The organism is Devosia sp. (assembly GCF_028290645.1).
Lineage (GTDB): Bacteria > Pseudomonadota > Alphaproteobacteria > Rhizobiales > Devosiaceae > Devosia_A.
Genome location: NZ_JAQGJL010000319.1, coordinates 1 through 11,724, shown reverse-complemented (window position 1 = coordinate 11,724; position 11,724 = coordinate 1). Strand labels below are relative to the sequence as shown.

General features: G+C 66.0%; 11 protein-coding genes. 1 reads left to right on the top strand and 10 read right to left on the bottom strand.

The annotated features are described in order from the left end of the window. From JWQ89_RS17210 to JWQ89_RS17170, 9 genes are all read right to left on the bottom strand, one after another. On the bottom strand, window positions 1-449 hold a 449-nt coding region (locus JWQ89_RS17210; RefSeq protein ID WP_299642968.1), incomplete at its 3' end, for an extracellular solute-binding protein. A 43-nt stretch (window positions 450-492) separates the two neighbouring features. Further along, window positions 493-1,494, bottom strand: a complete 1,002-nt coding sequence (locus JWQ89_RS17205; RefSeq protein ID WP_299642966.1) for a LacI family DNA-binding transcriptional regulator — start codon at window positions 1,492-1,494, stop codon at window positions 493-495. 298 nt (window positions 1,495-1,792) lie between these two features. Next, window positions 1,793-2,395 carry an alkylhydroperoxidase domain protein gene (locus JWQ89_RS17200; RefSeq protein ID WP_299642964.1) on the bottom strand — a complete coding sequence of 201 codons (603 nt, stop codon included), beginning with the start codon at window positions 2,393-2,395 and terminating at the stop codon, window positions 1,793-1,795. A 10-nt stretch (window positions 2,396-2,405) separates the two neighbouring features. Continuing rightward, window positions 2,406-3,023 carry a CMD domain protein gene (locus JWQ89_RS17195; RefSeq protein WP_299642962.1) on the bottom strand — a complete coding sequence of 206 codons (618 nt, stop codon included), beginning with the start codon at window positions 3,021-3,023 and terminating at the stop codon, window positions 2,406-2,408. 23 nt (window positions 3,024-3,046) lie between these two features. Then, window positions 3,047-4,090 carry a putative FMN-dependent luciferase-like monooxygenase gene (locus tag JWQ89_RS17190; protein ID WP_299642960.1) on the bottom strand — a complete coding sequence of 348 codons (1,044 nt, stop codon included), beginning with the start codon at window positions 4,088-4,090 and terminating at the stop codon, window positions 3,047-3,049. Next, complete coding sequence (locus tag JWQ89_RS17185) at window positions 4,083-5,687, bottom strand: ABC transporter ATP-binding protein (RefSeq protein ID WP_299642958.1); 1,605 nt, start codon at window positions 5,685-5,687, stop codon at window positions 4,083-4,085. Before JWQ89_RS17185 ends, JWQ89_RS17190 begins: the two co-directional genes overlap by 8 nt. Next, window positions 5,688-6,560: an ABC transporter permease gene (locus JWQ89_RS17180; protein WP_299642956.1), complete on the bottom strand. Its 873-nt coding sequence runs from the start codon at window positions 6,558-6,560 to the stop codon at window positions 5,688-5,690. After that, entirely contained in the window at window positions 6,557-7,501 is a 945-nt protein-coding gene (locus tag JWQ89_RS17175) for an ABC transporter permease (protein ID WP_299642954.1), read from the bottom strand. Before JWQ89_RS17175 ends, JWQ89_RS17180 begins: the two co-directional genes overlap by 4 nt. A gap of 62 nt (window positions 7,502-7,563) precedes the next feature. After that, window positions 7,564-9,156: a TIGR04028 family ABC transporter substrate-binding protein gene (locus tag JWQ89_RS17170; RefSeq protein ID WP_299642969.1), complete on the bottom strand. Its 1,593-nt coding sequence runs from the start codon at window positions 9,154-9,156 to the stop codon at window positions 7,564-7,566. Window positions 9,157-9,607: 451 nt separating this feature from the next. Here JWQ89_RS17170 and JWQ89_RS17165 point away from each other — a divergent pair, with 451 nt between their 5' ends. After that, window positions 9,608-9,733, top strand: a complete 126-nt coding sequence (locus JWQ89_RS17165) for a hypothetical protein (protein ID WP_299642952.1) — start codon at window positions 9,608-9,610, stop codon at window positions 9,731-9,733. Between the two features lie 33 nt (window positions 9,734-9,766). Here the strand turns inward: JWQ89_RS17165 and JWQ89_RS17160 are convergent. Next, a partial coding sequence (locus JWQ89_RS17160; protein ID WP_299642950.1) for a glycoside hydrolase family 38 C-terminal domain-containing protein occupies window positions 9,767-11,724 on the bottom strand: 1,958 nt, incomplete at its 5' end.

Genomic DNA, 11,724 nt, shown 5'->3' with positions numbered 1-11,724 from the left:
TAGAACAGCCCGAGCGTCTCGTAGGTCTTGGGCAAGGCGTAGAGTTTGCCGTCATACTTGCCCAGTTCGAGGAAGACCGGCAGCACGCGATCGTTCCAGCCGAGTTTTGCCGCGTAGTCGTCAAGCGGCAGCAACTGGCCGGCGCGCGCCATCGAGGCCACGTAGCTTGGGCCCGCGGTGTAGACGATGTCCGGGGCGCTGCCTGAAAGCAGGGCGACGCGCAGTTGCTTATCGAGCTCGCTGCCGCGGTAGTCGATCGACAGTTCCTGGTCGGGGTGCGCTGCATTGAAGACATCGACCAGCAGGGTCTTCAGGAATCCCTGGTTTTCGGGCGAGGCGGTTTCGTACCACCAACTGATGGGTTTCTTGTCCTGCGCCAAAGCGGTGCCGGACAGCAGGGTCACGGCCAAAAGGCCGAGCCCGCTTGCAATGAAGTCACGACGTTGCATGGTTTCCTCCTCCAAGGATTGTGCAAGGGTTACGATTGCCGGCTCAGGTCGAGCCCCGTTCGATCAGGCTGAAGGGCATCTCGAGTGCCGAACCGGCGCCCGGTCTGGAGCCGCGCAACCGCTCCATCAGGATCTGCGCAGCCTTGACCCCCATGTCGCCCTGGAACTGGGCGATGGTGGTCAGGGATGGAGTGACGAGACGAGAGGCCGAGATATCGTCGAATCCGACGACGGCGATCTCTCTCGGAATATCGATGCCGCGATCGCGCAGCGCCTGCATGACGCCGATCGCCATCAGGTCGTTGGCGGCAAAGATCGCCGTGGGGGCGTAGCCGCTCGCCAGTACCGCCTCGGCGGCCCTGAGGCCTCCGATCTCGTTGAATTCCTCCTCGATCACGACATGCGTCGTGCCGCCTGCCTCGGCCAGCGCCGCCCGGTAGCCTTCGACGCGAACGCTCTGCGGTCCGCCACGTCCGGCCACCATGGCGATGCGGCGATGGCCGCGGGCGATGAGATAGTTGGTGGCGGCATAGGCAGCGGCGTGGCTGTCGACGAAGATGTCGTCGACAGCGATATCGCCCCCGCGTTTCTTGGAAGATTCGATGCGCACAACCGGCACGCCGGCATCGACCAGCGGCTTGAAATCCTTGGCGCGCAGAGTGAAGAACACCCCGATCACGCCATCGACCCGTCCCTGCCGCGACCACTCGAGGAAATGCCGCTCGCGCTCAGCGACGCCGTCGGTGTTCACCGCGATGACATCGTAGTTAAGCCCATCCGTCACCGATTGGATGCCCCGCATCAGCGTCGGATAGAACGGATTGGCGATGTCCGGCACGATGCAGGCAATGGTCATCGTGCGATTGGTGCGGAGCGCTTGCGCGAAGCGATTGGGAACGTAACCCAGTTCCTGCGCGGCCCTGGTTATGCGTTCCCAGGTCTCCACCGGAATTGCCGGGGACCCGCCGCTCAGGACCATGGAGACGGTCGCTTGGGAGACGCCGGCCACCCGTGCCACATCCTTCTGAGTTGCCCTGCGGTTCACGCTTTGCGCATCCGTTTATACGTAACACTAATACGTATAGGTGGGCGGAAGGATCCTTGTCAACTCGAAGACGGCGGTCCGAGCCCGGCTCGGCAGTCGGCCGGGTGACGACAGGCAGTTGAGGCAGACCAGCAAGTGCGGGGTCGACGGAGAGGAGGAGTATGACCTGGCCGCAAAGCCGGTCCGCTCTTCGCCTCTCCCAAGAGTCAGGACGCACCGCAACGGCGAGATGCTTCGCGTTCCGAAACGCGGGGCTCTCGCCGGCGAGGCCAGAGTGGTTTGGGGTCTGACGGCGCGGCTATGCGGCCGGCGTCGGTTCGCCGAGCGACAGCATCAGCCTGTTGGCCCAGTTGAAGAAGGCAGCACTGTAGATCAGGTCCGCGATGGCGAGGTCGTCGAGCCCCTCCTCGCGCAGCCGGCCGATCTGCTCCTCGCCGAACTCGGAGGGCGTCGAGGTAAGCTTGACCGAAGCGTCGACCAAGGCGTTCCAGCGCGACCCAAGGTCCACTTCGACGCCGCCCTCGAGCAGACGGTCGACGTCTTCGCTGCGCTTGGAATAGGTCGAGGCGAAGCGGGCATGCACCGAGGCGCAGAAGATGCAGCCGTTCGAGCGGGACGTCGCGGCGGCCGCGAGTTCGCGCTCGGCACGCGGCAGGCCGGCATCCGGATTGTAGAAGATGTCCTTGTCCGTCCGTGTGCGGGCGCCGAGGATGTCGGGATCGCGAGCGAGCAGCATGAAATAGGGCGATTTGGCGCGGGAGGCCTCGGTGAGGCCGTCCCAGTGCCGCTGCGTCAGCTGGCTTTCGTCGAGCGGCTTGAGCCAGGGCGCCCAGCCGATGTGTGCCTGGGTGAAGGCGACGGGGCGGTTGGGGTCGGAATAGCTGATGGCTGTTTCGGTCATGGTGGTCTCCTTACTCGGCGGCTACGGCTTGCTGTTGGCTGGCGGCGAGGGCCCGCAGCCCGGTGACGACCCGGATCTGGAACGAGAGGAAGGCGATGAGCTGGGACAGCTTCACGATATCGTCGGTGATCCAGCCGGCATTGAGCAGCATGCCCAACGCCGCCGAGCTTGCATCGCGTGGGCGGAAGACGAGGAGATGGGCGTGCGAAAACGCGGCGCCGAGTCGGCCCAGCACGTCGCGATTGGCCGAGTCGGGGCGATATTCGAGGCCGGGCTTGTCTTCGGAACTAAGGGGGCCGGCGGGGTAGCTGCCGTAGGGACCGGTAGCCTGTCCGCGGACGATTTCAGCACTGACGGCGTCGACAAGCCCGCGGCGGCCGAGGGCAACGAGTTGGTCGCGATAGAACGTCGCGATCGTCTCGTCGCGATGCAGGCCCGCGACGAAGTAGGCGATGGCGAAGCGCTCCTCCAGCAGCACCGTGCCCGGCGTCGCCGGAGCGAACAGGGCCGCGTAGCTGGTCTGTGCATTGTCGCGCGCCACCTGCCGGTTGGACCGGATGCGATCCACGGCGCTGCCGGGGGAGATGCCGGCAAGCCGGTCGATGACGTCGAAATGGGGATGGCTCATGTCGAGCTCCTTCATGAGGTTGCTCAGCGCACGAGGCTGAGGCGCGAAGAGGGCTTGTCGGACTTGCTCCAGCCGAGCTGCGGCGCGACCTTGGTCGCGATCAGCTCGATGGAGCGCAGGATCAGCTCGTGCGGCGGATCGACGGAATGGACCTGGAACACGATGTCGGTGACGCGCGGGAGCGTGGTGTCGCGATGGAGGCTCTCGAGCACCTCCTCGACCGTGCCGACATGGGTGTCGGTAGCGGCGATCAGTTCGTCGAGGCCGTCACCCTGGAAGACATGCCCAGATCGCTTGAGACTGGGCACCGACCTCCTGAGCCCGGTCTCCGCGTGCCGGCGCGCCTCCTCGCGGCTGTCGGCGACGAACAGGGTGCGGGAGGCGACAATGCGCGGCGCGATCTCGGGGGGCAGGGCCGCGAAATAGGCGTCGACGATCGGGTGCTGAATATCCGGCAGGGTGGCTTGCGGATTGTCGGCTGGACGCGGCTGCGTGCGCGACAGCATCAGGCCGTCGCCGGCCTTCCCGGCGCGGGTGCCCCCATGTATCGAGAAGGTCGCCTGCCAGAAGCGCTCGAGCAAATGCGGCGCGGCGGGATAGAGCTTGGTGTCGCCGACGATAGGGGAGCCGGATAGCGCGGTTCGGAAGGTCGCGAGATGCCGCTCGTAGATCGCGTTGCGATCGGCGCTGTCGAGGCCGAAAGCGGCGAAGGACGAGGGCGTGCCGCCCGAACCGATGCCGAGTTCCAGCCGGCCGCCGGAGAGAAGGTCGAGCACTGCCGCGTCCTCGGCGGCGCGGATCGGCTGTTCGAGCGGCAGCGTGATGATGCCAGTGCCAAGCCGGATGCGCGCCGTCCGCGCCGCTACGTAGGAGAGGAACACCAGGGGCGCCGGTAGCCCGCCTTCGTCGCGGCTGAAATGGTGCTGCGCCACCCAGGCGCTGTCGAAGCCATGCGCTTCGGCGTGGATGATCTGATCGGCGGCGAACCGGTACCGCTCGGCCGGTGTCGCGTCGTCGAGCAGCCGGGTGAAGAAGCCGAGGCGCTTGGAGGGAGTGGTTTCAGGCAAGGGCAAGGCTCCTCTTTCCGGGAATGGCGTCGATGAGTTCGCGCGTGTAGGCGCTTTGCGGGCGGAGGAAGACCTCCTCCACGGTGCCGGTCTCGACCTGCCGGCCGTCCTGCAGCACCGAGACGGTGTCGGAAATTTGCCGCACCACCGCGAGGTCGTGCGAGACGAACAGGTAGGTGAGGCCGAGCTCGCGCTGCAGGTCGTCGAGCAGCTTCAGGATCTGGGCCTGCACGGTGACGTCGAGGGCCGACACTGCCTCGTCGAGCACCACGACCTCGGGGTCGAGCACCAATGCTCGCGCAATGGCGACGCGCTGCCGCTGCCCGCCGGACAGCGCCCGCGGCCGGCGCTTGCGCAATGCCTCGGGTAAGCCCACGCGTTCGAGCAGGTCGTTGACCTTCTTCGCCCGTGCGCCCGCATCGAGCCCGCTGAAATTCACCAGTGGCTCCTCGACGATGGAGAACACCGTCTGGCGCGGATCGAGCGAGGAGAACGGGTTCTGGTAGACCAGCTGGATCTTCCGCCGGAACTGCCGCAGCGCATCGCCCTTGAGCGAAGCGATGTCGGTGCCGTCGATGCGGATTTGTCCCGAGGTGGGGCGGCCGAAACCGACGACGTCGCGGACGGTCGTGGTCTTTCCCGACCCGGACTCGCCGACGATAGCGTGGGTGGTACCGCGCTTCACGCTGAACGACAGGCCGTCCACCGCGCGGAAGCTTTTTTTCCGCCCGAGCCCGTATTCATGCACCAGCCCATCGACCACGATGGCATCGCCCCCGCCGGGGCGCGGCTCACGGAACGCCGTGGTCGAGAGCGACGGCGCATCCGCGAGCAGCCGCTGCGCGTAGGGGCTCTGCGGCGCGATCAGCAGGGCCTTCGCCTCGCCGGTCTCCTGGATGTGGCCGCCCTGCAGCACGACGATCCGGTCGGCACGGTCGGCGGCGACGCCGAGATCGTGGGTGACCAGCAGCACGGCGGTATTGTTTTCCCGCCTGAGCTCGTCGATCAGGTCGAGGATGCGCCTCTGCACCGTGACGTCGAGCGCGCTGGTCGGCTCGTCCGCGATGATCAGCTGGGGCTTCAATGCGATGGCGATGGCGATCAGCACCCGCTGCTTCATGCCGCCCGAAAGCTCGTGCGGATATTGCCGCGCGCGTAGCTCGGGATCGGAGAGACCGACGCGGGCCAAGAGCTCGGCGACGCGCGCTGCGATGACTTTGCCGTCGCGATCGCCATGGATGCGGAGGATTTCGCCAACCTGCGCGCCGATGGTCTTGACGGGGTTGAGCGAACTCGTGGGATCCTGCGGGATAAGGCTGATCTGGCTGCCCCGGATGGCGTCGAGGCGCTTGCTCGACCATTTCGAGATGTCCTCGCCGTTGAGCCGGATGGCGCCTTGCTCGATGCGGCCGTTCTCGGGCAGGAGCCCGATCACGGCCTGTGCCGTCGTCGTCTTGCCCGAGCCGGACTCGCCGACCAGCGCCACCACCTCGCCGGGCGCGATGTCGAAGCTCACCTCGTGGGTGACGCGGGTGTGATGGTCGCCCTCCTTGTAGGCGACGGAGAGGTTTTCGACCGAAAGCAGAGGGGTGGTCATTCAGCGCCCCTTGCCGACGGACTGGCTGATGCGATTGGCGGCCAGTACCACGACGACGACGACGATGCCGGGAGCGGTGGTCAGCCACCAGGCGGTCGAGATGTAGTTGCGGCCCTCGGCGATCAGCAGGCCCCATTCCGGCGTCGGCGGCGGCGCGCCGTAGCCGAGGAAGCCTAGGGTCGAGATGGCGAGGATGGCGCTGCCGAACTGCAACGCGGCCAGCGCCAGCACCGAGGTCAGCGAGTTGGGCAGCACGTGGCGCCAGAGCACCGACAGGAACGTCCCGCCGCTGCCGAACGCCGCTTCGACATAGTCGGAGCGCCGCACCCGCACCACTTCGGACCGCGACAGACGGGCAAAGCTCGCGACCGAGGTGATGCCGACCGCGATGGCGGCGTTCACCGTGCCGAAGCCGAGGAGGATGATGATCGACAGCATCAGCAGGAGGCCCGGGATCGACAGCAGCACGTCGACGAGCCGCATCGCCGCTTCCTCGACCAGACCGCCGGTCGATCCGGCAATGACGCCCAGCGCCGTGCCGGCGACGAGCCCGACCACCACCGCGACAAAGGCGCCGGTCAGCGAATGCGCCGCGCCATAGACGAGGCGGGCGAAGAGATCGCGGCCGAGCGCATCGGTGCCGAGGATGTGGATGAGCGTCGGGGCCTTGAGCTTTTCACTCGGCACGCCCTGCACCGGGTTGAAACTGGTGAACAGCTGTGGGGCGATCGCCCAGGCAATGACCAGTGCGATCACCAGCCAGGCCAGCACTAGGCCGGGGTTCACGCCGCGCAGGCGGCCGAACAGGTTGTTCGTGCGAGAAACGGTCGCGGGCGTGGTGGTGAACGCATCGATGGAGGCAAAACTGGTCATGCCGCGGCTCCCTTGGCTTTGCGCAGGCGAGGATCGAACACCGGATAGAGCAGGTCGACGATGAGGTTCACGGCGACGAAGCAGGCGGCCGAGAAGACCACCACCGCCTGGATGACCGAGGCATCCTGGAAGCGCACCGAGCGCTCCGTCAGCCCGCCGATGCCGTTGAGCCCGAACACCGTCTCGGTGATCACCGCGCCGGCGAGGAGTTCGCCGAACAGGATGCCCGCGATGGTGAGGGTGGGGAGCAGCGCGTTCTTCGCGACGTGCTTCCATAGCACCCAGCCCGGCGACGCGCCCTTGGCGCGGGCCACGGCGACGAAGGGTTGGGTCGAGACCTCGTCGATATTGCGCATCAGGATCTGCGCCAGCGGAGCGGAGATCGGCACCGCGAGGGTGATCACCGGAAGGATCAGCCCTTCCCACTCGCCCGGGTTGATGACCGAAATCCATTTCAGGCGGAAGGAGAAAGTCTGGATCAGCATGATGCCGAGCCAGAACACCGGCACCGAGATGAAGAGCGACGGAATGGCCTGGATCGCCGACCGCAGCCAGGCAAACGGCGCGAGCGTCGCGAGGAACGCGAGGCCGAGCGCGACAAGCACGGCGAGGCTGAAGCCGAAGCCGGCAAGCCGGGCAGTTGCGGGAAGGTTGGCGAGCAACTCCTGGCTCACCGGCACCGAGCCTTGCACCGAATAGCCGAAATTGCCCGCAAGGAAGTTGCCGAGCGCCTGCAGGTACTGCGCCCAGAGCGGGCTATCGACGCCATAGGCTTCGCGCAGCGCGGCGATCTGGTCCGGACCGAGGCCGAGCTCGGGGTTCTGGAACTTGATGAGGATCGCATCGCCGGGCAGCGCCTGCAGCAGCAGGAAGGCGGCGGTAAAGGCAACCCAGAGGACGAGCAAGGCCTGCCCGATCCGGCCGATGATGTAGCGCGACATGGAAATCGCTCCGCAAGACAAGGGAGGTCCCGGCGCAGGGAGGCGCTCGGGACGATTCAGCATCAGTGGGCGGCGAGCCAGGTGTTGTAGAAGCTCGGCCGGCCAACGGCCTCGAACTGCAGCCCTTCGACATAGGGCGCGGCGGCGAAGGCCTGCGGTTCCTCGAAGAACGGGACGATATAGGCCTGATCGAGCACGTAACCCTGGATCTCGCCGGCAATGGCCAGCCGCTTGGCGCTGTCGGTCTCCGACGCGAGGCTCTCGAGCAGTCCATTCAGCTTGTCGTCGACGAAGCTTGCGACCTTGTCGCTGGAGCCGCCCTTCTGCAGCAGCCAGTCGCGGTTCTTGGGATAGAAGCCGGACTTGATGACGTCGGGGTCGGCGCGCCCGACCATCGAGACGACGACCGGGGTCTTCAGCGGATCGAGATTGTCGAGCGTGCGGCTGCCGGCGTCACCGGCGAGCACGTTGAGCTTCACACCGACCTGCGCCCATTGCTGGGCGACAAGTTGCAGCACGCCTTCGTTCTGCGGCTGCGGCAGCGAGACATAGACCGTGAGGTCGAGCTTCTTGCCGTCCTTTTCGAGGATGCCGTCCGCGCCGGGCGTCCAGCCGGCCTCGGCGAGCAGCGCCTTGGCCTTCTCCTGGTCGAACACCAGCTTGTCGGAGAGGTCGATATAGCCGGCCGCCTGCGACGAGATCACCGAGGTGGCGAGCGGGTAGTTCGAGGAGAAGAGCGTATCGACGATCTCCTTGCGGTTGGTCGCCAGCAGCAGCGCCTGGCGGACCGTCACGTCCGCGACCAGCGGATTGTCGGGCCGGAAGGCGATGGCGTCGTTCACGCCGCGGGTTCCCGGAGCGAAGATGTCGAAGCCGGCGTCGTTGACCTGCGGCTCGTCATAGGCCTGCACCTGGCGGATAATGTCGGCCTGCCCGGCGAGCAGCGCGCCGATGCGGACGCTGTCCTCGGGCGTGATGATGTACTTGATGGCGTCGAGATAGGCGCGGCCCTGGTGTGCGAACTTGTCCGGACCCCAGTTGTAGTCCGCACGGACCTTGAGGTTCAGCTCCTTGCCGAGCTTCTCGCTCTCGACCACGAACGGCCCCGAGCCGATAATCTTGGTGGCGTCGCCCAGCTCGTCATAGGGACGGGCGAGGGTCGAGGCGGACACGATGCCCGAACCGATCACCGAAGTGCCCTGCAGGAATCCCGGCGAGGGCTTCTTGAAATAGAACTTCACCGTCAGGTCGTCGACAACTTCGGAGTGATCGTAGTTGTTGATCACCTCGGAGATCGGGAACTTCAGGTCCTTGTTGCCGAGCCCGAAGATGTCGTAGTTGAGCGCCACGGCCTTGGCGTCGAGAGGCGTGCCGTCCGAGAAGGTGATGCCCGGCTTGAGCTTAAAGGTGTATTCGGTGGCGGTGTCGTTCACCTCCCACGCCTCTGCCAGCCACGGTTCGATCTCGAGGGTCTCGGGGTTCTGGTAGGTCAGCTTGTCCGTGATCTGGTTGAGCACGCCGCCATTGGGGTAGAAGCCTCCTGCCGGCGGGTAGAGATTGGTGTGCGCCTGCTGCTCCAGGTAGATCAGCGTGCCTCCCTGCACGGGTGTGTCCTGTGCAAGGGCGGGGCTGACGATGGCGCTCGCCAGAAGCACCGCTGCAAGGCCCTTCAAGGCGCTGCGGCGTGTGGCGGTAAGGGACTGTAGTGACAAGGTGCGATCCTCTTCGGCTCAGATTCGGGCCGGCGGAGAATGCCGGACGGTGCAAGGATCATACCGCCGCACCTCGCATACTCAATTATCTCTATCGAAACAGTAGTCTATAAGATGCTGCGTCGCCGGGGCAGGGATGTCGTCGGCCGTGGCGGAGACTAGAATTTCGTTTCCGCGGGGGTGAGACGGCGCGAGGCAAGTTCGATGCGCTCGCAACGGTCGCGTCGAGGCCCTTGCCGAAGCGATGTCGCTGCCGGGCCAGCCGCGAAGGGGATCGTCCTCGACCCGGCCAATGCCTTTCGGAACTGCGGGGGCTTGGCGGCCAGTGCATCGCCGTTCGTGCGGACGTGACGGATCCGATATCGACCGGCACTACTGGTGCGACGAGGTTCCGATGCAGTGCTACGCGACCCCGGACGGGATCGCCCCGATCGCCCTGCTGCTGGCGAGCGATGCATCCTCGTTCATGACCGGCTCGGTGGTCGTCCGATGGCGGGTACACCCTTTGGTAGCGTCCTGAGGTCCGGTCAGAGCTTCGTACCGCCGTCTCTCGTCAATCGGCCCCCACCTCAAGCAGCAGCGTTGCGATCTCGTGCGGTCGGAGGTTGAGCGTCACGGCGTTGCCGCTGACCTCCAGCGGTTCGCCGCCTTCTTCCATCAGGTTGCAGAGCCTTGCCGATTTCACCGGGACGCCGAAGCTGATCGTCGCGGTGGCACGCGCATTGGCGTGCTCGAACACGCGCAGCACCAGTGCATCGCTCTTTTCGGCCTTCTTCACGGTCTCGAGCGTCACGTTCGGCTTGTCGACAGCGGCGAAGGAGAAGCTGGCGCCGGCCGCTGTACCATCGGAGCGGGAGGCTGTGTCACCGATCACCGCGACGGGGTTGTTGAAGCGCTCGGCGGCGACCGGCACATCCGCCAGGTCGCGTAGTCCGTCATGGACGAAGAGCGCGTATTTGAGGCTGTGCTGGCCGAGGTCGGCTTCGGGATGCGGGAAGGTCGGGCCGCGCAGCAACGTGAGCCGCACCATCTGCTCGACGGCGTCGTAGCCGTATTTGCAGTCGTTGAGCAGGGCGGCGCCGAAATCGGGTTCGCTGATATCGACCCAGCGGTGCATGCTGGCTTCGAAGCGCGCCCGGTCCCAGCTGGTGTTGCGGTGGGTGGCGCGCTTGACGTGGCCGAACTGGATCTCGGAGCGGATCTCGGAGATGTTGAGGTCGAAGGGGAACTCGGCTTTCAGGACCGTCTGGCGCTCCTGCCAGTCGATGAAGGTGTCGAACTCGACCTGCCGCGCACCATCTTCAAGCGACACGACCTGCACGATTTTCGACTGCTGGTAGCTGCGCTCGATGCGGATCGCTGTGCGGTAGGGGCCGGTTTCCACCAGCTCGATCCTGACCGCGGCGGAGAGCGGCCAGAACTGCTCCTCGAAATAGCGGTCGATGTCCCAGGCATCCCAGTTGAGCGGCTTGTCTTCGTAGGCGACGAGCCGGTTGGCGGTCTGGCCCGCGGCGACAAGCTCGCGGCCGTGGGCTTTGTCGAAGACTGAGGTGATCTCGCCGTTCTTGCCGAAGGTGACCCGGAGCAGGGCGTTTTCGAGATGGCTGGTGGACGCGGAGAGGCCGGACTTCGGCACTTCTGCTGCGGCGACCAGAGCCACCGACGACCACCCGAGGGATGGTACGCTCGCGGGAGCTGCATAGGCGATGGCGCCGTCGGCGGCTGCGAGTTTCTGGAGCGGGCGGGCTTGGCCGGCCTGTGAGAGGGCGGCGGTGTCATCGGCGCCTTCGATGCGCACCAGAGTGTTGTCTCTGGCATGGCCGGTGAAGTTGAACAGCTGCAGCGTGCCTTTCGCCGGCGGTGCGACGGCGCGGGCCGCGCTGTGCCAGGGGCCGTTCCCGGAGCCGAGCGTCGAGAACAGCATGCCGTAGTCGGCGTCGGAATCCTTGTAGACCTCGGGGATCGACGTGCCTGGGAGGATGTCGTGGAACTGGTTGATCAGCACCAGCTCCCAGAACTCGTTGAGCTTGTCGACGGGGTAGGGCGCTCCCGCCCGCATCGCCATGGCGCTGAGGAATTCGAGTTCGCGCAGCAGCCGCTCGGCGCGCCGGTTGTTGGCCTTGTTCTTGGCGACCGTGGTGAGCGTGCCGCGGTGGTACTCGAGGTAGAGCTCGCCGTTCCATGTGGGGAAGCGCTTCGCGTCGGCGTCCATGCGCTCGCCGAGCCGGTCGAGGAACGGCACGATACCCTCGAGCTTCACCTTCGGCGCGCCGGGAATGCCCCGCTCGAGCCGGATGCCGCGCTCGATCATGGCGCGCGTGGGGCCGCCGCCGCCGTCGCCGAAGCCGTAGCAGAGGAGGATTTCGCCGTTCACCGCCTTGGGCTCGTAGCGCTTCCAGGCGCCCATCACTTCGCTGACCGAGAGGTCGGAATTGTAGGTGGTGAAGATGCGGTCGCTGTCGAATTTCTGCGCGGTGATCAGCTGCGCCTTGGTATTGGTGCCGTCGATGC